We start from the raw sequence: 21,379 nt of genomic DNA on the forward strand, positions 1-21,379 counted from the left end.
TTTAATTAGTGATCTAGAACAAAGGAGGCGAATTACTCTTGAATCGTTCCATTAAAGTCAGACTGGCATTCATATTCGTTGTCCTGCTCTTTATTCCATTTGTCGCCTGTAAAAAAGACCAAGAGCAGACCGTACAAGTAGCCGAGGTGACTCATTCGGTCTTTTATGCACCGCTTTATGTCGCCCTATCCGAAGGATTTTTCAAAGATGAAGGCTTAGAGGTTGAATTAAAAACCACTTGGGGCGGCGATAAAACAATGACAGCTCTCTTATCTGGCGGCGCTGATATCGCTCTGACCGGATCTGAATCTTCTATTTATGTGGAAGCACAAGACACGAAAGACTCTGTCATGAACTTTGCACAGCTGACACAAACAGACGGTACATTTCTTGTTTCAAGGGAAAAAATCAATCAATTTTCTTGGGATCAATTGAAAGGAAAAGACTTTCTCGGACAACGGAAAGGCGGCATGCCGCAAATGGTCGGTGAATATGTCCTGAAAAAAGAAGGCATTAATTTGAAACAAGATCTTCGCATGATTCAAAATATTGATTTTGCCAACATTTCAGGTGCTTTTTCCTCTGGAACTGGCGATTTTGTGCAGTTATTCGAACCGACAGCTTCCTTAATTGAAAAAGAAGGCAAAGGGTACATTACCGCCTCCTTTGGTGAGGCTTCCGGCAAGGTGCCTTATACCACCTTTATGGCAAAGAAGAGTTACTTAGAAGAAAACAAAGAGACAGCTGAAGCCTTTACTCGTGCCATTTACAAAGCGCAAAAATGGGTCAAAGTAAAGAGCCCTGAGGAGATTGCCAAGACAATCCAATCTCAATTTCCTGATACAGACCTTGATGTCTTATCAACAGCTATCAAACGTTACAAACAGCAGAACTCCTATGCAACAGATCCTCTTCTAAATGAAGAGGAATGGAACAAATTACAGGAAATCATGAAGGCAAGTGGTGAACTGCCGAAATTTATCCCGTACAAACAACTTGTCGATTCATCCATTGCCAAGAAGGTCACAGATCACAAATAGAACAGGAGGTAGCACATGTCTTTCCTTCAAATTGACCATGTGACCCACACGTACTTCTCTTTAAAAGAAAAAACAACGGCCATACAGCACATCAATATGGAGATCACTCAAGGTGAATTCATCTCATTTATTGGTCCTAGCGGCTGCGGGAAAACAACCTTGCTTTCCATCATCGCAGGCATTACGCCACCCTCTGAAGGTCGAATTTTAATCGAAGGAAAAGAACCGAATCAACAGGAGCATCAAATCGGTTATATGCTCCAGCAAGATTATTTGTTCCCATGGAAAACGATCAAGGAAAATGTCATTCTCGGGTTAAAAATTGCAAAACAAGATTCACATGAAGCCACCTCAGCTGCCCTTAGCTTACTGCCAAAGCTTGGACTCAATGATGTCGAAGAAAAATACCCGAAGGAGCTGTCAGGCGGGATGAGGCAGCGTGCGGCTCTCGCCCGAACGCTTGCAGTTGATCCCGGCCTGCTTCTGCTAGATGAGCCATTTTCAGCACTAGATTACCAGACGAAACTGACATTAGAAGACCTCGTCTTTCACACATTAAAAAACTACCAAAAAACGGCTGTTCTTGTCACGCATGACATCGGCGAAGCCATTGCGATGAGTGATCGTATTTTCTTATTCTCAAAGCATCCCGGCTCTATCCAGCGAATGTTTACCGTTCCCGATGATCTGAGGACGCTCTCTCCTTTTGAAGCGAGACAGACAGCAAGTTTCCAAGAGCTCTTTCAAACGATTTGGAAGGAGCTGAAGACAGTTGAAACACAGTGATCTTTTACATGAAGCCTATCGAAAAAAAGTTCGAATGGAAAAACGCATGACGCAAGTCTACCAGTTGATCATTTTCGCCAGTTTCTTTTCGCTTTGGGAGCTTGCGAGCCATTTCAGACTGATTGACCCGCTCATTTTCAGTTCACCATCTGCCGTCTGCCAATTGTTTGTACAAAAATTATCAGATGGTTCATTAATTAATCATATGAGCATTACGCTATTTGAAACAGTGCTCGGCTTTCTACTTGGTACTTTTTGCGGTATTTTATTAGCCGCCGCCTTATGGTGGTCCACCCGTCTTGCAAATGTACTTGATCCTTATTTGGTTATTTTAAATGCGATGCCGAAAGTCGCTCTCGCCCCCATTTTAATTGTTGCCCTTGGACCAGGCATGATCAGCATTGTCGCGATGGGTGCCATTATCAGTGTGATCATTACCACCATCGTCATTTATACAGCCTTTCAAGAAGTCGATGAGAATTATTTAAAAGTCATGAAAACCTTTGGCGCGAAAAAAAGAACGGTCTTCCGTGAGGTCATTTTGCCAGCAAGTATTCCAACGATGATCTCTGCCATTAAGGTCAATGTTGGTCTTTCTTGGGTTGGGGTCATTGTGGGAGAATTCCTTGTTTCCTCAAAAGGACTCGGCTATATGATCATCTATGGCTTTCAAGTCTTCAACTTTACACTCGTGTTCTTAAGTCTTTTCATTATCGCCGTCTTCGCCACCATCATGTATCAGCTTGTTGAATGGCTGGAACGCCGTTTTCTGCAAAAATAAAAAGCGCAGGGTCATTTCCCTGCGCTTTTTTAACGAATCAAACCGTTCTTTTCTAAATAAGCCATACTTTGCCTTAAGACATCATCTTTCATAATAAAACTGAAATTTTTATTTTTTGCGATGGATCTTGGTAAGTCTGCGAAAAGAACGGGTCCTTTCGTTTCAAAATACGTGTCCTGCTTGACGAGCCTTTCAATATCGGCGAAATAAATATTTTTGACAATGACTTTCTCTCTGCCAAGCACCTGATATTGACCAATATACGTTAATTCACGAACAACAGCACCCGTCTCTTCGTGAATCTCTCGTATAGCGGCTTGATCTGCTTCTTCATTTGGCTCTACTTTCCCTCCTGGAAACTCGTAGCCTCGATCCTCATGTTCAGTAAGTAGCCATTTTCCTTGATAGCGGCAAATAGCCCAAACATGCTTAGGATGACTTGAAAAAGGCTGCTCTTCAAAAGAGAGCTTGACCGTATTATGATAATAGTCTTTAAATACATGCATGTGAAATCCCTCATATCCTGTCCTTGCTTCTTGTAAAACATCATACCACAGATCACATTTCTCTGAAGAATTTTTATGAAAAGTGAAACAAACGAGTGCTTCTATCTCGTCTGTATGTAAAATAAGTATTCTTGCTAAAACCTTTTTATCATCTCCATCCTCACCCCATTTTAATCATGAAACCTTTTGCCCATGATGACGTAAATCAATAAGTGTTTGTCCTACACAGACGAGGAGGAAACCAGCATGAGCATCACAAATGGATCAAAACAAGAAAATAACAAAGCATGGCCAATGAGGCAACATGAGAAAGAAGACGCTTCTCTTGAGGCAGTGAAGAAACACCTCATGAAAGGACAAAAGTTAGATTTAACAAAAGACAATCCAAATGTAGATCAAATTCATATCGGACTTGGCTGGGACTTATCTGGTCAGCCAATTGATTTAGATACGCAAGTGTTTCTCTTAAATGAAGAGGACAAGCTTCTGTCTCCAAAACACCTGATCTATTATCATCAGCAGCAAAGCTTAGATGGAGCTGTTCGCCATCTAGGTGATCATCAGGTCGGCGGAGGCCATCGGGACAATGAGATCATCATTATGCAACTGAGCAGAGTCTCACCCGATATTCAGAAAATCGTCGTAACAGCCACGATACATGATGCACACGAGCGGGCACATCATTTTGGACAGGTGACCAATGCCTACTTGCGCCTTTCAGATCAAATCACACAACAGGAGATTTGTACCTTTCAGTTAACAGAGGATTATTCATTTTGTACATCCATCATTTGTGCTGAACTAACGAGAGTTGAGAACGAATGGAAAATCACCGCAACCGGACAAGGTACGACCCTTGATTTAAACGACCTATGCCGCATCTACGGATTCACATCTTGACAAAGGAAAGGAGCTGGCACAAATGGGATTTCATTTCAACACGATCGAAGAACTGACCTTACAAGCAGAAGGCAACGGGATCTTTTTTGCCAAAAAAGGCGCGATGATTGCCGATCAAGGCACATTTCAATACCGTAAACGATTACTTGGGACGAATAAAGGAAATATGGTCAGCCAAGTATTTAATCATATCAGCAGAAAATTAACAGGTGAAAACCTTGAGATGATGGAAGTGAGTGGACAAGGCACTTGCTACTTGGCTGATTCTAGCGAGCATGTGACCGTCATCAATCTTGAGCCGAACGGTCCTTGGCAACATGTTAGCGTGGAAAGTGAAGATTTACTTGCCTTTACTGAAGAATGTCACTATGGCGTGACACCAGTAGGCGTTGGGATTATATCACAGAAAGGGCTATTTACTTCAAAGCTCTCGTATCAAGGTCACGGGGCGCAGGTTGCCATCAAAACAAATGGAAACCCGCTGATTTTAAAAGCACCTTGCCGTGTAGATCCTGACGCCATTGTCGCTTGGACGGGCAAAGCACCGAAAGTCAAATTAGATGTGAACTGGAAAACGTTCATTGGACAAACATCAGGCGAATCCTACTTGTTTGAATTTCATGAACAGGACCAAATTGTGATTATCCAGCCATCTGAACGAACATCTGGAATGCGGATCGGGATAGATGATAACCGGTACAAACCCCAGAGTCAGAGTACCTCACACGAAATCACCAACTCACAGCAGGAAAATAGAGGCGGAATCAGTGATCTAATCGGCGGTATCTTACAGCCTCGAAAATAAAAGCATGTAGAATGTCTCTACATACTTTCAGATCGTTGACAAAAGGCTAAAATGAACTTTCTTTTAGCCTTTTGTCTTCTTTTCAGCGTGATAGAAAACCTTTGCAGTCTGGGAAAAACGAGTACTGGCGCGGAGCGAATTTGACATTCATGAGCACCTGACAAAGAATGCGAGGGTTTGTCTACATGCTTTTTCAATTCATCAGTCCATTGGTCTCAATAAAGTTCTTTGTCTCTTCGTTACCGAGATCATGAATCATCGAGTAAATCTCTTTTCTTTTCCTGTCCATTTCGTCGTTTGGACTATCATAATGATATTCAAGAAATGGAACATGCGCCCGAAAGAAACCTTTCCAATCTGTCATATACTGTTCATCAAAATACTCTCTTAACTGCAAGATTTGGTCATCATCTGCCTCTATCTGAAATTGCCAAGCAGCCGCGTCTCTGTGCTGTGAGATTGATCCGTCTTGAACAGATACATAGTATGTGTGTGTCGCCATCTGATTCATCCTTTTTCCTTTAGTATGACCAGATATGAAGAAATTACGGCTTTTTGCGCAATTTATTTTTAATCATGTCTAACACATCAATAAACAACTGTGGAATGGGAATTCCGAGAGCTCTGGCTGTTGAGACAATCTGGTACGATTCATAAATAATATAAAAGATGAGCGCTAAATCCTTAATTGTCCCCCCAGTCTTCAGCATGACATCGAAGAAATGTGCCATGGATATTAAAGAGATCGTCACAACCTTTCGAACAAGCCTGGTCAAAAAACGCTTCATCGTAAGTTGTCCAGTCACAGATTCTCTTAGGCTTGAACAAATTAATTCTATAGCCATGAGTGTCACTAATATCATGAGTAAATATCCTGCTCCACCAAACAGAAAGCCCATTGCCGACAAACTGACTGTAAACAACGAAAAGATGCCTAAATCCTTGCTCACTTGGCATCAACATCCTTTCATAGTGGAACTTCTTACCTCAATAGTATATGCCGCATTTGATGAATAGCTTGGACGACAAAAAATAAAGGCATGGTTAGCTGTTCAAAAAATTCGTGAAGCGCATAAAAAGAGCCGCCTGTGACGGCGGCTTTCTTGGTTAAACTCTGACATCAATAAACGTAGCATCTGAATCTTTGGGCTGAACAGCTTGAGGCTGCTGCTGCACTTGATCGAGCATCACCATGGCTTGGGCTGTGTTCGTGGCAAGCTGTGAATTCAATAAACTGATATTAAGTGTTTTTTGAATACTCGCCACTTGCTGGCTCATCATTCCTGCAATTGAGGACATCTTCTCCCCTCCCTTCCCTTTTCTCTTCGGCTGAAAGCCCCATCAATTCAATGGGCTGTCTGTCACAAATCCACAAAAAAAGAATGCCGATCTGTTTGATGATCGACATTCCTTTCACATTCGCTTATCCTAAGTATGCTTTTAGCATCCAGTTGTGTTTTTCAATGGATTGATGAATCGCAAGCAGCATATCGCCTGTTGTTTCATCGCCAACTTCTGCAGCCAGCTCCATGCCTCGCTTAAGTTCTTCTGCAATATTAGAGAAATCATCATACAGATTTTTCACCATTTGCTCGGCTGATTCATTGCCTTCCGCTTCTTGAATGCTAGAAATTTCTAAGCACTCTTTCATTGTCGCAACAGGTTGTCCATTTAAAGCAAGCATACGCTCAGCCAAATCATCAATGTATGTCGCTGTTTCTGTATAAAGTTCCTCGAATTTTTCATGGAGTGTAAAGAAGTCTTTTCCCTTTACATACCAGTGATAGTTATGTAATTTTACGTAAAGCACAGTCCAATCTGCTACTTGTTTATTGACGACGTTTAATAATTTTTCAGACATGTTGATTCCTCCTTATGTAGTTGCGTTTAGTATGGGATTACCCTTTTTTTATTATACTGAAACCTGCCATCATTTTCTTCTATTTTGACCGCATGAAATATATGTTAATATGGAAATAAGGAGGGAGTTAGATGCTGTTACTTGGGATTATCAGCTTTATCATTATCTCAATCGTTGTCTTTTTATCACTGTGGACGACATCAAAGGCTTATGATTACAAGCATAAAGTCGATTCACCACAGGATGCTGAACCAAACCAACGTCCTAACCCAAAATAAAACCGCTTTCAATGATGTGAGGTATCTTCTTCTTCAGTAGATGAACTCTCTTTTTTCACATCACCTACATGGATGTTTGTCTTCGGCATATTATGCTGCTGTTTAGCTGTCACATGGACTTGTATGATATAAAGGCCATCTTGTTTGAAAGCTGTATGCAATTCATATACACCTTTGTTCTCTTTCTTTGGCTGAATCATCTTGCTGTTATCCTTGTCGCCATCTTTCCACACTTCAAATTCAACATCATCTGCATCATCAACAGGCGTATCACCATATGTGACAGCTGCTTTTACGATAACGTTTTCATTTTTCTCCACTTGCTCCGGCCCTGTTAGTTTGACTTCTAATAGCTCAGGCACTTCTCCCTTGTCATTGCTCGCTGCCGAGTTTCCACATGCACTAAGTAATGCGAGCATCAAAATGATTCCTACCATTTTCCGCATTCGTGTATCCCCCTTTTTTTACTGACATGTCCATTTTAACAAATATCCCCTATTTTAACAGCTCTCGTTTCATTTCATATAAAAAACCGGACATTCAATATGTCCGGTTCATCATCTTACTGATTATCCAAATACTTTTAATAGCTCTTCTTGATCCTGAGACAGCCAGAAACGCATTAAACGTTTTGCTCCTTCAAGATCATGAAGCTTCGCTTGACCGCACTGCTCTTCATTTGCAGCAGGAATTTCTGTTACTTCCACTGCATCTTTGAATGTTGCATCAAGCAGTTCAACGATCTCTCTTGGTGTTGGTGCACCGCTGACAACTAAATAGTAGCCAGTCTGGCAGCCCATTGGAGAAATATCAATGATATCAAAATGATCGTATTTCTCTGAGTGTGTTCTAATATTAAACGCAAGTAAATGCTCTAATGTATGAATCGTATCAGGTTTCATTGCCTGCTTGTTTGGCTGACAAAAACGGATATCAAATTTGTTCACTTCCCCATCTGATCCCACTTTATGAACGCCGCAATGACGAACGTAAGGTGCTTTTACAGCATTATGGTCAAGTTCAAAGCTTTCGACTGAAGGCATTAATCACCACTCCTATAATTGCAATTTCCTATATTATAACATATTGTTCCGACCAGTTTAGTTTATAAAACTTCCCTTCCTTGTCCTTTTTTCTTATACTGTGAAAAGACAGACAAGGAGGAACCTCTATGAAACAAATTTTTATCGGCATCATTCGCTTTTATCAAAAATGCATTTCCCCTCTGACACCGCCGAGCTGCAGGTTTTACCCCACTTGCTCAAACTACGGGCTAGAGGCGATCAAAACGCATGGCGCTTTAAAAGGCGGCTGGCTCACGATTAAGCGAATTTTAAAATGTCACCCGCTGCATCCTGGAGGCATGGATCCGGTCCCGCCTAAAAAGGAAAAATAACTTACTTTTCTTCATAACCATTGACAACTAAGTCAAGCTTACCTGTTCCAGGATCAATGACAAGACCATGTACAGGCACATCAGATGGAAGAAGCGGATGATTTTTAACGACAGATACACTGTCTTTCACACTTTCTTCAACTGAGCTAAAGCTTTTGAGCCACTGTTGAAAATCGATTCCTGAGTATTCCAGTACTTCAATCCGTTTTTCTGGAATACCACGCTCAATGGCTTTATTTAAGAGTGTTTCGCTGTCTATTTTACTCATACCACAATCGTGATGCCCAATGACGTACACCTCGTCAGCATTCAATTCATAAACAGCCACTAAAATGCTTCGCATAATACTTCCAAATGGGTGAGAAACAAGAGCGCCAGCACTTTTGACAATTTTAATATCGCCATTTTTCATGTTCATGGCACGCGGAAGCAGTTCAACAAGTCTTGTATCCATACATGATAGAATGACAGCTTTTTTCTGTGGAAACTTCGTTGTTGTAAACTCTTCATATCGCTTCTCTTCAATAAATTGTTGGTTATATTCGATGATTTCGTCTAAAAGTTTCATAAGTTTGTCCATTCCTTTTTCTTTTTTTAAAAATAAATATAGCACAATGTTTTAAATTTCGTCACGTTTTGACGTCTATTTTTTTAGAGGAAACATCTTCTGATGAAAATTTTTTATTTTCCTCTTTTCAAATCGTAATTATTACGATACAATAACTCAGGACATTAAATCGTAATCATTTCTATCTAATAGGTTGAGAGGAGACATTCTTAGATGAAAAAAATCTTTTTTATTTTAACAGCTGCTTTATTAGCGGTCGGTCTTGCCGCTTGCTCAAGCAGTGCGGGGACAAATGCTTCAAAAGGAAAAGCAGATGGGAAATTAACCATTTACACGACGATCTTCCCTATTCAAGATTTCACTGAAAAAATTGGCGGCTCTCACGTGAACGCTCAAAGTGTGTACCCTGCCAATGCAGATGCACACAGCTTTGAACCAAGTTCAAAAACGATGGTTGAAATGGCTGAAGGAGATGCCTTTATTTACAGCGGAACAGGTGCTGAAGCATTTGCTGATAAAACGGCTTCTACGTTAAAAGACCAAGGCGTGAAAACAGTGAAAGCAGCCGAAGGCATCAAGCTATTATCAACACAAGAAGAACATGCTCATGAAGAAGGGGAGGACCATGATCACGATCATGAAGGTGAAGATCATGATGGACACGACCACGGAGATAAAGATCCCCATGCATGGCTAGACCCTGTTTATGCACAGCAAATGGCAAAAAACATTAAAGACACACTCGTTTCACTAGATCCAGATCATAAAGACGAATACACAAAAAACTATGAATCACTAAAAAAAGAATTACAATCGTTAGATCAGGAATTCAAAACAACGTTATCTAAAGCAGAACATAAAGAAATTCTTGTTTCTCACGCTGCATACGGCTACTGGGAAAAACGCTATGGCATTGAGCAAATCAGTGTACTAGGACTCTCTGCTTCTGAAGAGCCTTCCCAAAAACAGCTTGAAAATATCGTACAACAGGCAGAAAAGCATCACATCAAGTATGTCATTTTTGAAAATAACGTCAGCAGTAAAGTATCAGATACGATTCGCAGTGAAATTGGGGCAAAAAGCCTTACACTGAAAAATCTAGAATCCATTACAGAAGATGATGCTAAAAATGGCGAAAGCTATGTCAGCTTAATGAAACAAAATTTAAACACATTAAAAACAGCTTTAAATGTTGAATGAATTCATGAACCCCGTGCGATCAGCCGGGGTTTTTTACTGCACAAAAAAACACACCATGATCAGGTGTGTTTCTTTGTTTACATTTGATATTTTTTCTTAAACTGCTCCGCTCTGCCGCCTTTTTCTCCGAATTTCTGGCGTCCTGTATAAAATGGATGCGTATCAGAGCTTGTCTCTACTTTAATGACAGGATAAGTCTTCCCATCTTCCCACTCTACGGTCTCATGTGATGTCTTTGTTGATCTACTTAAGAAGCGGTAACCGCTGTTTACGTCCATAAATACAACTTCATGTGAGGTTGGATGAATATCTCTTTTCAATGTCAAAACTCCCTTCATCATCAAAACGTAATGATTACGTTTTATACTTATATTCTACTCCCCCTTTTACAACTTGTCAAAAAACAAGCTTTCTTAGTCAGGAAGAATAATCTAAAAATGGTGGAGAATAATAAACACCATCAAAAGAGATGCGATAAGAAAGGCGGAGAAAAAATTGACTGATCTCGTTTTAGCTAGAAGTCTGTTCGGCACAACAATGGGCTTCCATATTATTTATGCCTCGCTTGGCGTAGGCATCCCGCTAATGATTTTGTTAGCTGAACTCATCTTTCAAAAAACGAAGGACCCGCATTATGCCATCATGGCCAAACGATGGACAAAAGCGCAGGCTGTTCTGTTAGGGGTTGCCATTCCAACCGGTACCATTGCTGGTACGCAGCTTGCCCTTCTATGGCCTGGTTTTATGGAGGTCATCGGAAAAGTCATGTCACTGCCATTTCAAATAGAAATTTATGCTTTCTTTATTGAAGCATTATTTATGTCTATTTATGTGTACGCAGCAGATCGTTTATCACCAGCCATGCGCATCATTACCGTTATTTTTGTTGTCATTGGTGCAGCAGCTTCAGCGATTCTCATTACAAACGTACATGCTTTTGAAGGAACACCCGCTGGCTTTCAAATGGTCAATGGAGAAATAACGAATATCGAACCTTGGAAGGCATTTTTCAATCCTAGCTTTGTTGTAACTGCTACTCACGTAGTACTGTCTGCTTTTACAACAGGCGCTTTTGTCATTGCTTCTGTCGCTGCATTTAAAATGTTGAAAACAAGAAAAAACGAAAAGCTCTATACCTTTCATCGAAAAGCCCTTTTTCTTGGACTGATTGTAGGCGGACTTTTCTCTTTTCTCACAGCCTTAAACGGTCACGAATCAGCTCAGCTTCTGTATGAATATCAGCCTGAAAAATTAGCGGGTGCTGAAGGGTTATTTGAAACGCAATCACATGCGCCTCTGGCCATTGGCGGTTTTACTGATGCCAATACGCAAGAAATCAAAGGAGCGATCGAAATCCCTTGGGCACTTAGTTTTCTTGCAGGAAATAGCTTTGATACTGTGGTTAAAGGGTTAAATGATTTTCCTAGGGACGAGTGGCCGCCTTTATTTATTCACACATTATTTAACGGAATGGTCATTATCGGCTCATTGCTCATTTTCTTTGCTGTGTTAGCACTGTTTTACCGCAAAATTTTAAAACGCGAACATTATCCAAAATGGCTGCTTGTCCTTTATTTATTTGGCGGGCCCCTTAGTCTCTTGGCGATTGAATTTGGATGGATCTTTGCCTGTACAGGCCGTCAGCCATGGGTGATTTATCGAATGCTCAAAACCTCTGAAGTCGTCACATCATCAGGGTCTATCGGTACACTTTTCATCCTTTTTGCCATTGTCTATCTCATTTTAGGCATCGCAACTGTGATTGTACTGACGTACTACTTTAGAAAACATTCAATTGAAGAAGACTTACGGTTAACAGAATCTTAAAAAGGGAGCGATCTTGATGCAAATGGATGTAACAACTGATGCACTCATTGCAATCACCATCTTATGGGGATTCGTGTTTATCTATGCAGTGATGGCATCAATGGATTTCGGTGCAGGATTTTGGTCAATGATTTACATGAACAAAGAGCAGACAAAGGCCGCAAATATCGCAAATAAGTATCTTTCTCCAACTTGGGAAGTAACAAACGTCTTCATTGTGGCCATCGTCGTTGCCTTGTTTAGCCTGTTTCCAGGTGCAACATTTGTGCTAGGCACTGTTCTATTAATACCTGGCAGCATTATTTTGTTGCTTCTTGCACTGCGAAGCGGATTTCTCGTCTTCTCTCATTCACTGCCTAAAAAATATAGAAAAGCCGTGACATATATTTCAGGAATTAGCGGCTTTATTATTCCGTCCATCCTCATCATGGTTCTCCCCATTACACATGGTGGATTCATCTTTCAGGAGAATAATGTCTACTCATTAGATTTAGGATTGGTCTTTACAAGCGCAAATGTCTATTCTTTCGTAGGTTTTGCGATTTTCAGTACCCTTTTCCTCTCATCTTTGCTTTTAGCTGATTTTTCTAATGTTGCAAACGAAGATGAGGCTTATAACATTTATAGAAAAGGAGCACTGATTACAGGTCCACTTTCTCTCATGATGGCTTTCTTTATCATGCTCACACTGAGAAGTGAGGCCAATTGGCTGTTCACAAAAATGATGCAGAACATCCCGATCCTGCTTGTTTCTCTACTCATGTTTTTGCTTGCAGGTTTGGCTCTATTTTTACCAAACAGCCGCTTTAAACATCGGAAAGGGAGACCACGTTTAGCGGTTATCGCCATTACAATTCAATATTTCTTAGCAAGCTATGTGTATGGACATGCGCATTTGCCCTATATGGCCTATCCTGATATTACCATCATGTCTGGGTTTACAGATCCCGTCACATTTAGGGCATTATTTATTACGTATATTGTAGGGTTTATCATCCTATTCCCTGGGTTCTACTTCTTCTGGAAATTGTTTATGAAAGATAAGCGTTATATTCGTCAGGAAGATTAACATGAATGAACGCCCCTTACTTCGGTTACATTATAGATGAAAGACATACTCAAAAGGAGGTCATCTGTATGAGTCAAAAAATCCTTTGTGAAGTAAACAACTGTTCCTACTGGAATGCTGGAAATCGTTGTGGTGCAGATGCAATTTATGTCGTCAGCCATACAGGAAATACGGCTGAGAAAAGTGAAGAAACTGACTGTAAAACGTTTAAACCTCAAGACCTTTAAGTCTCATTAAAGGAGGCGCTTCGCTTTGAAAAACGATCGGCTTACTCAAACGTTTCTTGAAGAAATTCAGGACGCGGACGAGGCTGCATTTTATCAAGCAGCTCACTCCTTTTTAAATCTTTGGGATTATGAATACGGACATGTTTCCGACATGCCCAATGACATGCATCAGTATATTGGCCAGCTTGCTTACGACAGCGGGCTTGTAGAAGAGTAAGAAAGAGCGGATGACCGCTCTTTCTTTTTGTTCAGACAGGAAGGAAAAACTTTCCTCAACTATACAGTGGTTCTATTGATGGTGCAAATGGCGATTCATTCGTTTTCATTTCACAAAATCATGTTTTGTAAACACATCAATTTTATCTGAGAAAGAACGAAGCGCTTGATAATCAACTTCTACACCCATACCTGGAGAACGCGGTACTTCAATAAACCCATTTTCAACTTTAATTTCAGGAAAAATGATATCCTGCTCCCAATATTTCGACGATGCTGAAATATCCCCAGGAATCGTAAATTGCGGAAGTGATGCAAGTGCCACGTTTTGCGCGCGAGAAATGCCTGTTTCAATCATTCCACCGCACCATAACGGAATCTGCTGCTCCTTGCAGAACGCATGAATTTTAAGTGCTTCAGTCAGCCCTCCAACTCGTGAAGGCTTCACATTAATAATCTGACAGCTTCCAAGTTCTACAGCTTTTCTCGCATCATCTAAAGAACAAATACTTTCATCCAAACAGATTGGTGTTTTTAAATGCTTTTGCAAATGCCGATGATCGACAATGTCATCTGCGGCTAAAGGCTGTTCGATCATTAATAAACGAATATCGTCGAGCTGCTTCAGTTTGCTAATATCTTTTAATTCATAAGCAGAGTTTGCGTCCGCCATTAACGGAAGGTGAGGGAAAGACTCCCTTATCTTTTGTAGAAGTCCAATATCTTGTCCCGGCTTAATTTTCACTTTCACACGCTGATAGCCTTGATCAACAAATTGCTCGATTTGCTGAATCATATCATCTATTGGTCCTAACCCCGCAACGACACCAGATGGAATTCTATCTCTAGTACCGCCTAAGACGTCACGTAAGGACTTATTTTCTCGCTTCGCATAAATATCCCACACAGCTGCCTCAATTCCCGCTTTGGCCATTCTATTGCCTTTAAAATGGTACAAGCTGTCTGGTATGTCCGAAGGATGTGTAAAAGATCGGGTCAGCACGTTCGGGATAAAGAAAGCCCTGAGCATGTGATAGCAGGTCTCGATGGTTTCTTCTGTATACCACGGAGAAGAGAAGGCAGATACCTCTCCCCATCCAGTTAATCCTGTTTGATCTTTGACCTCGACAATAATAAACTCACGCTCTGAAATGGTCCCAAGGCTTGTTGTAAATGGCTGTTTGAGTTTCATCGTGACATGATATAAGATCACACGTTCAATTTGAATCATCTAAAAACCCCTTTGATTTGAGTCTGTGCCTCTGCAATTTATTCGACGCATTCCTTGGCAGCTCATCCACAAAGTGAAAAGCGGCGGGCCATTTATACTTGGCTAATTGCGACTGACACAAAGCATAGAGCTCATTCTCCGGAATCTGCTCATCTGTCACAAGGAAGGCAGCAGGTACCTCTCCCCATTTTTTATCATATATACCCGTCACTCCGGCTTCCTTTACATTTGGATGTGTTAAAAGAACTGCTTCAATTTCTGCTGGATAAATATTTTCTCCGCCAGAAATAATTAAGTCTGACCGCCGATCAAGCACAAATAAGAATCCGTCCTCATCTACATAGCCAATATCACCCGTTTTCAGCCAGCCCTGATCAAATGCAGCAGCTGTTGCCTCTTGACGATAAAGGTAGCCTTTCATGACATTTGCACCTTTTACCATGATTTCACCATGCTCAAAAGGACGACACGGACGGTCCTCATCTTGAATCTTTAATTCACACCCAAAAAGGGGTTTTCCCGCTGATCCAAGCTTTTCCACACTAAATTCTGGCGCAAGTGTCACAATTTGCGAGCAGGTCTCCGTCATACCGTACGATTGAAACACAGGAAATCCTTTCTCCTTACTCTCTTGAAGCATCGCATAAGGCGCAGGGCCTCCGCCTAACAGCAGGCAGCGCAAAGAAGACGGACATTCTTCAAGTCCACTTAATAAACGGGACAGCATGGTTTGAACAACTGACAACATCGTCACTCGATGCTGTTCAATAGCATTCTTGACTTCATCGACATCAAACTTTTGATGAAGCACGACAGTCATACCGTATATGACAGATTTAAATATAGCGGATAAACCGCTTATATGAAAAAGAGGCAAGGCAATGAGCCAGCGGTCGTCCTCCCTGATTCCTAAATTCAATGCCGAGGAAACAGCACTATGAAAATGATTACCAAACGTTTGCTCCACCCCTTTAGGGCGTCCTGTCGTTCCAGATGTATACATAATCGTCGCCGTCTCATTTAAATCAATATCATGTACGACCTTCTTTTCCATATCATGATCTGCATCAGGTAAAGTCTCTATTGTATAAACAGGTAAATCACCATGATGCTCATTTGCATATGCAGACTCTGTTAATAAAGCCATGACTTTCGCATCTTCCAGCTGAAAACGTCTCTCTGCTTTTGTTAACTTATTGTTCAATAACACAATCTTGAAGCCTAATAAAAAACAAGCGTGAACAAGCATGACCATATGAGGATGGTTGTTCATTAAAATCGCAACCGTATCCCCTTTTTTAAAAGAGACACGTGTCAGTCGATTCGCAAGTTGGTCTACATCATTCGCTAAATCACGAAATGTCCACTCTTTGTCTTGATAAATGAGTGCGACCCGGTCTGGCGTTAAATACGCACGGTGCAGCAGCCAATTGGGTTGCTTCATCATGACACCTCCTTTTCATAAAAGAAAACAGCTCAGTCTGATGCACTAAGCTGTTTTCATCCATATCATTGAATCAAGGGAAACGAGGGAACTGACCGAAGTCTGGCTTCCGTTTTTCCTTAAAGGAATCGCGTCCTTCTTTTGCTTCATCTGTTGTGTAATAAAGAAGGGTCGCATCTCCTGCAAATTGCTGAATACCAGCTAATCCATCTGTGTCAGCATTAAATGCAGCTTTCAAGAATCGTAAAGCGGTCGGGCTCTTTTCTAGCATGTCCTCACACCACTTCACTGTTTCTTCTTCCAGCTGCTCTAATGGTACAACTGTGTTGACAAGTCCCATATCAAGCGCTTCTTGTGCATTGTATTGACGACATAAGTACCAGATCTCTCTTGCTTTCTTATGGCCCACAATACGTGCAAGATAGCCAGATCCATAACCAGCATCAAAGCTGCCCACTTTTGGTCCTGTTTGTCCAAAAATCGCATTGTCTGCTGCAATGGTCAGGTCACACACGACATGAAGCACGTGCCCGCCGCCAATCGCATAGCCCGCAACCATCGCAATAACTGGTTTTGGAATGACACGAATTAAACGCTGTAAGTCTAGGACGTTTAGACGCGGAATTTGATCGTCTCCTACATAGCCACCATGACCGCGTACTTTTTGGTCTCCACCAGAACAGAATGCTTTACCTCCAGCACCTGCAAGGACAATGACACCAACTTCTGAATTGTCACGAGCACGTGAGAATGCATCAATTAATTCACTTACGGTCTTTGGTGTAAAGGCATTATGTACGTGCGGACGGTTAATGGTGATTTTTGCAATCCCATTATATGTTTCATATAAAATTTCGTCATACTGACGCTCAGTTTGCCATTCAATAGCCATCAATATTTCCTCCTCTAATCTTGCGATAAAATAAACTCACTTACTATTTTACCAAAAAAATGTGGTTGTTCCACATGAACTGTATGCCCGGCATGCTCTGCTACTGTGAATTGACTGTATTCAAGCGCCTGCTGCATACGTTTGGCGATGTGACAAAACTTTTTATCAAGTGTTCCGCAAATGAGTAAAACAGGCTGTTTTATCTGCTTTAATGCTTGCCACATAGACGGCTGTGAACCTGTTCCTATACCTTCTAAGCTGCGAGCCAGCCCGTTAGGATCGGCTGTTAGCCTTCCCTCTCTCAGTTGCATTAGCCTGTCCGCTGGCAAGGATTTCTGCGAAGCAAACAGCGGAATGTTCTCCCAAAAATCCACAAACTGCGCTAACCCTTCATGTCTGATCTTTTGAGCTAACTGATGATCATGATTCAGCCTCGCCATCCGCTCTTTAAAAGAGTTCAGCCCTGGAGATGTACTCTCAAGAATCAGCTTGTTTACACGTTCTGGATAACGGGAGGCAAATGATAAAGCAATACGCCCTCCCATAGAATATCCGAGAATGTTCACTTTGTGAAGCTTTAATTGATCTAAAATCTCAGCAAGATCTGCCAGCTGTTGGGACATTGCATATCTTCTTATACTCTTTGGTGAGTCTGTGCGGCCATGTCCAAGCAAGCTGACCTGAATCAATCTCGTATGTTTTTCTGTATAAGTATTCAAAAAAGCCCAAGAAGCTGCACTCCCTGTAAAGCCATGTAAACATAACGTGGCATTTTCAGCAGATGGGTTATGGTCTATCACCTCATACGCCACACCATCGTGCATTCGTATTATGAGTGAAGGCATTCTTTTTTCACTTCCCTCAATATCTCGTCCATCATTTGGCGATGTTTGCCAACGCGAGAATGCCGGTCAGTTTCAATTTCAATTAAATGAAGCCCTGGTTCTTGGATATGCGCCAAGTACACATCTTTTAACTCTTCTTTCGTTGTCGGCTTCGAATAGGTTCCCCCATATAGCTTTGATGCATACTCAAAATTCAACCCAGTCGGCGTACCAAAGAGCTTTTCATAATACGGTTCATCGGATGCCTGCGGAAGGAAAGAAAAGATTCCTCCACCATCATTGTTTAACAACACGATCGTGAGTGGAATGTCCATTAGCTTAGCTGCAAGAAGACCGTTCATATCATGGTAAAAAGATAAATCGCCGATGACTAAAGTGATGGGTTGTTTCAAGGCTGCATATGTTCCAAGAGCTGTGGACACAACACCATCAATGCCATTTGCTCCGCGATTCGCCATCATCCGAAACGGTTTTGACTGCGTTTCAAAAAAAGTATCGACATCTCGAATAGGCATACTATTTCCGATAAAGAGCACACTCTCTTTTGGCAAAAGGTGCTGCAGCTGACGATAGACATTTCCCTCAAATGTCAGGTCCTCATCATTGAATTGATTTACATGCATTCTAAATGAAGAATTGACACTCTGCCAGCGTCGTAAATAAGATGTATCCTGACGCTTTTCCGCTCTCATCAAGACTTCTTCTACAAAAGAGGCTGTATGACTTTCAATCATGTATGATGCGCTTAAACCAGGATCTCGATAACCACCCGCAGCATCGACGACAATCTGCTTCACTTCCGCATGCTTTTCTAGCCATTTAAATAAAGGCTTAGACACAGGCATCGGTCCAAAACGAATGACCATTTCAGGCAAGAGATACTGTTGCAATGCCTCATCTTTTAACAAAGAATCGTATGCATCTATGATGTATTCTTCACTTTCATGTCCATTTCGCAAAAGAGAAAGCGGGTCAGCTAAAATGGGCAGATGCAAAGCTTTTGCAAGACGTAACACTGACGCCTGCTCTTCCGGCGAGTGAAGTTCACCAGCAACAATAATTCCTTTTGCCGCTTTGTTCATGATAGACACTAATTCTGACATAACTCGATCATCCGGACGAGCTTGACCTGCTGCTAAAACTTTGTTCGCAACTCCTTCTTCTCTATCAAAAGGATCAATAGACAAGTCAGGTAACAATGGTTCTCTCAGCGGCACATTCACTTGAACTGGTCCCTTTGGCTCCTGCATAGACACATGACTTGCCCTGGCAGCAGCAGTTTGGACATACCGCAGCATCGTTTGGCTTTCTTCTGGCAAGGCTAAGTCTGTGAACCATTTAACAAACTTACCGAATAAGAATTGCTGATCAATCGCTTGAGGTGCCCCAACCTCCCTCAATTCGTGCGGCCGATCAGCAGTTAAAACAATCAGTGGTACCCGAGAATAATGTGCCTCGACAACAGCTGGGTAAAAGTTAGCTGCTGCCGTACCTGATGTACAAATGAGTAGCACTGGTATTTGGCTCGCTTTCGCAAGACCCAGTGCATAAAAAGCAGCAGACCGTTCATCCACTAACACATGGACATTGATTTCTTGATGAGCAAGAGCGAGCATCGCAAGCGGTGTTGAACGGGAGCCAGGACAAACAACTGCCTCATTCACACCACTTTGCACAAATTCATCCATTAATCTGCCAATATATCTTGTCATGATTTGATTATTCAATAGGATGACCTCCAAGAGCAGATAGCATTGGTCTTAATTTCACTTGCGTTTCTTCATACTCCTGTTTTGCAAGGGAATCCTCTACAATTCCACATCCAGCAAACAAACGAACTTGGTCTTCCTCAATAAGACCTGATCGAATGGCGACAGCAAATTCTCCATTGTCCTTAGAATCAATCCATCCCACTGGCGCCGCATACCAACCACGTTTCAACGGTTCGATTTCACGAATCACCTCTACCGCTTTTTCCTTAGGATATCCTCCAAGCGCTGGTGTTGGATGAAGCTGTTCAATTAATGAAAAGAGTGAACAGCTGCTTTTAATTTCTCCCACAATGGGTGTAAATAAATGCTGAATGTTTTTCGTTTTATAAAGACTTGGTTGATTTGGCTTATGCACATGATGGCAGTTTGCTTCAAATGCCTGCTCAATCATATTCACGACAATTTGATGTTCAATCAAATTTTTCTCATCATGAAGCAGTTCCTCACCTAGTGCCTGATCTTCTACTTCATCTTGACCACGTACAATGGAACCTGCCAAACACGATGAAAACACTTCACCACCGCTTTTTTTCACTAAACGTTCAGGCGTCGCCCCGACAAATGCTTGTCTTCCCTGCTCTATAGCAAATACATAACTCGTTGTTTGATGTTTTAGTAATTCTGCTAATAGTGGAGCGAGTTCTATTTGATTTTTATAGTGAAGCAAGACTTCTCTTGCTAAAACAACCTTTTCATATTCGTTCACACGAATGTGTTCTGTCGCTTCATGGATTGCTTTCATCCATTCCTGGACATCTAACTCTTCCATATGAACAAGCTCAGCTTGTCCATGATTTCTGACAGGCAATGCATCAAAATTAGAAGCTTTCTGTTCTAACTCTTGAATGAGCTGATGAACATTCCCGTCCACCTCGTTCCATTCATTGATCGTTAGAAACGTGCCTTCTTTTGAAACAGTCAGCATCATCGATGGCACAAAAAAATGAGCCTCGCCAAATGCTTCCCAGTGACGCGCCTTTTCTTCGTATGGATCAAATGAAAATCCTCCAAATAAAAGCGGACCAACAGCCGCTTGCTTTAACTCCTTCTCATCATGAAAATGGAACATATGCTGTTTCAGCTGCTCCCATTCTTGATGGACGATATTGAATCGTTCTTTGCCTTGCTCTGATGATTTAATCACGGCCGCTCTGCCAAGTCCAGAAAATATCATTTGGCTTTCTGGATCAGACCAAAAAAACCGCTCGCCTAAAAAATCCGCTTCGCCGCTTTGGAAAAAGGCAAGAGGATCCAGATCGTCAACTCTTCTGGAGTAGCTTATCAAAACAGCATGGTTGACGTTATTCGCTTCTTCTAATGTCGCAAGCGCTTCCTGCCGGAAAGTACTTTGCACTGTTGTCACCATGATACATTCCTCCAAAATCCATGAAATAACATATAAAAATAAAACCATCATGTAAAAAAATACATGAACATTCGAGTATGTCGAATGACCTGCTTTTCTATTATAAACCTTAACAGATGAACTTAGTAAAGAAAACAGCTTTTAAAACCTCGAATCCTTATTATATCACGCTTTCAAGATTTTTTCGCTCCCGCTTATTGAAATGAGAACATCCCTTAAAAAATGGTAAGACCTGTTCGAAGATCAAGCTTTCTCTCTAGATGGGAACGATTAGCAAACATCTTTTTCTTGTTTCATCGCATCAATATATTGACACCTTTTTGAACTTTGCTAAACTGGAATTTGGACGTGTACGTATTTTTTTATTTA

The 21,379-nt window shown here is 41.4% G+C and carries 27 protein-coding genes; 12 read left to right on the forward strand and 15 right to left on the reverse strand.

The features are described 5' to 3' along the window. Positions 1-38: 38 nt before the first annotated feature. From NSQ17_RS14375 to NSQ17_RS14385, 3 genes are read left to right on the forward strand one after another with little or no spacing between them, the layout of a single operon-like run. Positions 39-1,040 carry an ABC transporter substrate-binding protein gene (locus tag NSQ17_RS14375; RefSeq protein WP_342467545.1) on the forward strand — a complete coding sequence of 334 codons (1,002 nt, stop codon included), beginning with the start codon at positions 39-41 and terminating at the stop codon, positions 1,038-1,040. A 15-nt stretch (positions 1,041-1,055) separates the two neighbouring features. Continuing rightward, positions 1,056-1,826 carry an ABC transporter ATP-binding protein gene (locus NSQ17_RS14380; protein WP_008342956.1) on the forward strand — a complete coding sequence of 257 codons (771 nt, stop codon included), beginning with the start codon at positions 1,056-1,058 and terminating at the stop codon, positions 1,824-1,826. Beyond that, positions 1,813-2,607, forward strand: coding sequence for an ABC transporter permease (locus tag NSQ17_RS14385; protein WP_073415905.1), 795 nt, complete (start codon positions 1,813-1,815; stop codon positions 2,605-2,607). Before NSQ17_RS14380 ends, NSQ17_RS14385 begins: the two co-directional genes overlap by 14 nt. A 29-nt stretch (positions 2,608-2,636) precedes the next feature. On the opposite strand, the gene ytkD is transcribed toward NSQ17_RS14385, so the two are convergent. Continuing rightward, positions 2,637-3,113 (reverse strand): RNA deprotection pyrophosphohydrolase, encoded by a 477-nt coding sequence (gene ytkD / locus NSQ17_RS14390; protein ID WP_039168329.1) that lies wholly within the window; start codon positions 3,111-3,113, stop codon positions 2,637-2,639. A gap of 246 nt (positions 3,114-3,359) precedes the next feature. On the opposite strand from ytkD, the gene NSQ17_RS14395 reads away from it, so the two are divergent. Both NSQ17_RS14395 and NSQ17_RS14400 read left to right on the forward strand, forming a co-directional pair. Beyond that, positions 3,360-4,013, forward strand: coding sequence for a TerD family protein (locus tag NSQ17_RS14395; RefSeq protein WP_039168327.1), 654 nt, complete (start codon positions 3,360-3,362; stop codon positions 4,011-4,013). A gap of 22 nt (positions 4,014-4,035) precedes the next feature. Beyond that, complete coding sequence (locus tag NSQ17_RS14400; RefSeq protein ID WP_039168326.1) at positions 4,036-4,818, forward strand: AIM24 family protein; 783 nt, start codon at positions 4,036-4,038, stop codon at positions 4,816-4,818. Between the two features lie 193 nt (positions 4,819-5,011). On the opposite strand, the gene NSQ17_RS14405 is transcribed toward NSQ17_RS14400, so the two are convergent. From NSQ17_RS14405 to NSQ17_RS14420, 4 genes are all read right to left on the reverse strand, one after another. After that, positions 5,012-5,320, reverse strand: coding sequence for a hypothetical protein (locus NSQ17_RS14405; RefSeq protein WP_017358369.1), 309 nt, complete (start codon positions 5,318-5,320; stop codon positions 5,012-5,014). A 43-nt stretch (positions 5,321-5,363) separates the two neighbouring features. Beyond that, entirely contained in the window at positions 5,364-5,768 is a 405-nt protein-coding gene (locus tag NSQ17_RS14410) for a phage holin family protein (RefSeq protein ID WP_008342944.1), read from the reverse strand. 157 nt (positions 5,769-5,925) lie between these two features. Continuing rightward, positions 5,926-6,117, reverse strand: coding sequence for a hypothetical protein (locus NSQ17_RS14415; protein WP_008342942.1), 192 nt, complete (start codon positions 6,115-6,117; stop codon positions 5,926-5,928). Between the two features lie 124 nt (positions 6,118-6,241). Further along, positions 6,242-6,679 carry a Dps family protein gene (locus NSQ17_RS14420; protein ID WP_007501934.1) on the reverse strand — a complete coding sequence of 146 codons (438 nt, stop codon included), beginning with the start codon at positions 6,677-6,679 and terminating at the stop codon, positions 6,242-6,244. A gap of 131 nt (positions 6,680-6,810) precedes the next feature. Here NSQ17_RS14420 and ytzI point away from each other — a divergent pair, with 131 nt between their 5' ends. Further along, positions 6,811-6,957 (forward strand): YtzI protein, encoded by a 147-nt coding sequence (gene ytzI, locus NSQ17_RS14425; RefSeq protein ID WP_017358370.1) that lies wholly within the window; start codon positions 6,811-6,813, stop codon positions 6,955-6,957. 8 nt (positions 6,958-6,965) lie between these two features. Here the strand turns inward: ytzI and NSQ17_RS14430 are convergent, their stop codons facing one another. Further along, positions 6,966-7,403 (reverse strand): FixH family protein, encoded by a 438-nt coding sequence (locus NSQ17_RS14430; RefSeq protein WP_039168322.1) that lies wholly within the window; start codon positions 7,401-7,403, stop codon positions 6,966-6,968. 123 nt (positions 7,404-7,526) lie between these two features. Further along, positions 7,527-8,000, reverse strand: a complete 474-nt coding sequence (locus tag NSQ17_RS14435; RefSeq protein WP_008342935.1) for an S-ribosylhomocysteine lyase — start codon at positions 7,998-8,000, stop codon at positions 7,527-7,529. A gap of 128 nt (positions 8,001-8,128) precedes the next feature. Here NSQ17_RS14435 and yidD point away from each other — a divergent pair, with 128 nt between their 5' ends. Beyond that, a complete protein-coding gene (gene yidD, locus NSQ17_RS14440) occupies positions 8,129-8,353 on the forward strand; it encodes a membrane protein insertion efficiency factor YidD (protein WP_008342933.1) in 225 nt (74 codons plus the stop codon). Between the two features lies 1 nt (position 8,354). On the opposite strand, the gene NSQ17_RS14445 is transcribed toward yidD, so the two are convergent. Next, a complete protein-coding gene (locus tag NSQ17_RS14445) occupies positions 8,355-8,921 on the reverse strand; it encodes a carbonic anhydrase (RefSeq protein ID WP_017358372.1) in 567 nt (188 codons plus the stop codon). A 213-nt stretch (positions 8,922-9,134) separates the two neighbouring features. Here NSQ17_RS14445 and NSQ17_RS14450 point away from each other — a divergent pair, with 213 nt between their 5' ends. Continuing rightward, on the forward strand, positions 9,135-10,121 hold the full coding sequence (locus tag NSQ17_RS14450; protein ID WP_041506524.1) for a metal ABC transporter substrate-binding protein: 987 nt from the start codon (positions 9,135-9,137) through the stop codon (positions 10,119-10,121). A 77-nt stretch (positions 10,122-10,198) separates the two neighbouring features. Here NSQ17_RS14450 and NSQ17_RS14455 read toward each other — a convergent pair whose 3' ends face one another. Next, positions 10,199-10,441 (reverse strand): type B 50S ribosomal protein L31, encoded by a 243-nt coding sequence (locus NSQ17_RS14455; RefSeq protein WP_017358374.1) that lies wholly within the window; start codon positions 10,439-10,441, stop codon positions 10,199-10,201. A gap of 175 nt (positions 10,442-10,616) precedes the next feature. On the opposite strand from NSQ17_RS14455, the gene NSQ17_RS14460 reads away from it, so the two are divergent. From NSQ17_RS14460 to NSQ17_RS14475, 4 genes are all read left to right on the forward strand, one after another. Continuing rightward, positions 10,617-11,948, forward strand: coding sequence for a cytochrome ubiquinol oxidase subunit I (locus NSQ17_RS14460; RefSeq protein WP_035391038.1), 1,332 nt, complete (start codon positions 10,617-10,619; stop codon positions 11,946-11,948). A gap of 22 nt (positions 11,949-11,970) precedes the next feature. Further along, positions 11,971-13,017: a cytochrome d ubiquinol oxidase subunit II gene (locus NSQ17_RS14465; protein ID WP_206428041.1), complete on the forward strand. Its 1,047-nt coding sequence runs from the start codon at positions 11,971-11,973 to the stop codon at positions 13,015-13,017. A 68-nt stretch (positions 13,018-13,085) separates the two neighbouring features. After that, on the forward strand, positions 13,086-13,244 hold the full coding sequence (locus tag NSQ17_RS14470) for a DUF1540 domain-containing protein (protein WP_008360682.1): 159 nt from the start codon (positions 13,086-13,088) through the stop codon (positions 13,242-13,244). A gap of 25 nt (positions 13,245-13,269) precedes the next feature. Beyond that, on the forward strand, positions 13,270-13,461 hold the full coding sequence (locus NSQ17_RS14475; protein WP_024720421.1) for a hypothetical protein: 192 nt from the start codon (positions 13,270-13,272) through the stop codon (positions 13,459-13,461). 105 nt (positions 13,462-13,566) lie between these two features. Here the strand turns inward: NSQ17_RS14475 and menC are convergent, their stop codons facing one another. The 6 genes from menC to NSQ17_RS14505 form a co-directional block, all read right to left on the reverse strand. Beyond that, positions 13,567-14,691, reverse strand: coding sequence for an o-succinylbenzoate synthase (gene menC, locus NSQ17_RS14480; protein ID WP_008342917.1), 1,125 nt, complete (start codon positions 14,689-14,691; stop codon positions 13,567-13,569). Next, complete coding sequence (locus NSQ17_RS14485; protein ID WP_039168315.1) at positions 14,678-16,138, reverse strand: o-succinylbenzoate--CoA ligase; 1,461 nt, start codon at positions 16,136-16,138, stop codon at positions 14,678-14,680. The genes menC and NSQ17_RS14485 overlap by 14 nt, the downstream gene beginning before the upstream one ends. Positions 16,139-16,208: 70 nt before the next feature. Then, the gene (gene menB, locus NSQ17_RS14490) at positions 16,209-17,027 is read right to left on the reverse strand and encodes a 1,4-dihydroxy-2-naphthoyl-CoA synthase (RefSeq protein ID WP_039168312.1); all 819 of its coding nucleotides are present in this window, start codon (positions 17,025-17,027) and stop codon (positions 16,209-16,211) included. Between the two features lie 14 nt (positions 17,028-17,041). Further along, the gene (gene menH, locus NSQ17_RS14495) at positions 17,042-17,872 is read right to left on the reverse strand and encodes a 2-succinyl-6-hydroxy-2,4-cyclohexadiene-1-carboxylate synthase (RefSeq protein WP_342467546.1); all 831 of its coding nucleotides are present in this window, start codon (positions 17,870-17,872) and stop codon (positions 17,042-17,044) included. Continuing rightward, complete coding sequence (menD, locus tag NSQ17_RS14500; protein ID WP_342467547.1) at positions 17,857-19,599, reverse strand: 2-succinyl-5-enolpyruvyl-6-hydroxy-3-cyclohexene-1-carboxylic-acid synthase; 1,743 nt, start codon at positions 19,597-19,599, stop codon at positions 17,857-17,859. The genes menH and menD overlap by 16 nt, the downstream gene beginning before the upstream one ends. Then, the gene (locus NSQ17_RS14505) at positions 19,592-21,010 is read right to left on the reverse strand and encodes an isochorismate synthase MenF (RefSeq protein WP_272754174.1); all 1,419 of its coding nucleotides are present in this window, start codon (positions 21,008-21,010) and stop codon (positions 19,592-19,594) included. The genes menD and NSQ17_RS14505 overlap by 8 nt, the downstream gene beginning before the upstream one ends. Positions 21,011-21,379 lie beyond the last annotated feature (369 nt).

Origin of the sequence: Bacillus sp. FSL W8-0629 (genome assembly GCF_038593225.1) — a bacterium.
In the GTDB taxonomy this organism is placed as follows: domain Bacteria; phylum Bacillota; class Bacilli; order Bacillales; family Bacillaceae; genus Bacillus; species Bacillus altitudinis.

Excerpts from the sequence above, each read along its gene's own strand:
- NSQ17_RS14380 (WP_008342956.1), top strand. The coding sequence starts at position 1,056 with ATGTCTTTCCTTCAAATTGACCATGTGACCCACACGTACTTCTCTTTA.
- ytkD (WP_039168329.1), bottom strand. The coding sequence starts at position 3,113 with ATGCATGTATTTAAAGACTATTATCATAATACGGTCAAGCTCTCTTTT.
- NSQ17_RS14395 (WP_039168327.1), top strand. The coding sequence starts at position 3,360 with ATGAGCATCACAAATGGATCAAAACAAGAAAATAACAAAGCATGGCCA.
- NSQ17_RS14400 (WP_039168326.1), top strand. The coding sequence starts at position 4,036 with ATGGGATTTCATTTCAACACGATCGAAGAACTGACCTTACAAGCAGAA.
- NSQ17_RS14405 (WP_017358369.1), bottom strand. The coding sequence starts at position 5,320 with ATGGCGACACACACATACTATGTATCTGTTCAAGACGGATCAATCTCA.
- NSQ17_RS14415 (WP_008342942.1), bottom strand. The coding sequence starts at position 6,117 with ATGTCCTCAATTGCAGGAATGATGAGCCAGCAAGTGGCGAGTATTCAA.
- NSQ17_RS14420 (WP_007501934.1), bottom strand. The coding sequence starts at position 6,679 with ATGTCTGAAAAATTATTAAACGTCGTCAATAAACAAGTAGCAGATTGG.
- ytzI (WP_017358370.1), top strand. The coding sequence starts at position 6,811 with ATGCTGTTACTTGGGATTATCAGCTTTATCATTATCTCAATCGTTGTC.
- NSQ17_RS14430 (WP_039168322.1), bottom strand. The coding sequence starts at position 7,403 with ATGCGGAAAATGGTAGGAATCATTTTGATGCTCGCATTACTTAGTGCA.
- NSQ17_RS14435 (WP_008342935.1), bottom strand. The coding sequence starts at position 8,000 with ATGCCTTCAGTCGAAAGCTTTGAACTTGACCATAATGCTGTAAAAGCA.
- yidD (WP_008342933.1), top strand. The coding sequence starts at position 8,129 with ATGAAACAAATTTTTATCGGCATCATTCGCTTTTATCAAAAATGCATT.
- NSQ17_RS14445 (WP_017358372.1), bottom strand. The coding sequence starts at position 8,921 with ATGAAACTTTTAGACGAAATCATCGAATATAACCAACAATTTATTGAA.
- NSQ17_RS14450 (WP_041506524.1), top strand. The coding sequence starts at position 9,135 with ATGAAAAAAATCTTTTTTATTTTAACAGCTGCTTTATTAGCGGTCGGT.
- NSQ17_RS14465 (WP_206428041.1), top strand. The coding sequence starts at position 11,971 with ATGGATGTAACAACTGATGCACTCATTGCAATCACCATCTTATGGGGA.
- NSQ17_RS14470 (WP_008360682.1), top strand. The coding sequence starts at position 13,086 with ATGAGTCAAAAAATCCTTTGTGAAGTAAACAACTGTTCCTACTGGAAT.
- menC (WP_008342917.1), bottom strand. The coding sequence starts at position 14,691 with ATGATTCAAATTGAACGTGTGATCTTATATCATGTCACGATGAAACTC.
- NSQ17_RS14485 (WP_039168315.1), bottom strand. The coding sequence starts at position 16,138 with ATGATGAAGCAACCCAATTGGCTGCTGCACCGTGCGTATTTAACGCCA.
- menB (WP_039168312.1), bottom strand. The coding sequence starts at position 17,027 with ATGGCTATTGAATGGCAAACTGAGCGTCAGTATGACGAAATTTTATAT.
- menH (WP_342467546.1), bottom strand. The coding sequence starts at position 17,872 with ATGCCTTCACTCATAATACGAATGCACGATGGTGTGGCGTATGAGGTG.
- NSQ17_RS14505 (WP_272754174.1), bottom strand. The coding sequence starts at position 21,010 with ATGGTGACAACAGTGCAAAGTACTTTCCGGCAGGAAGCGCTTGCGACA.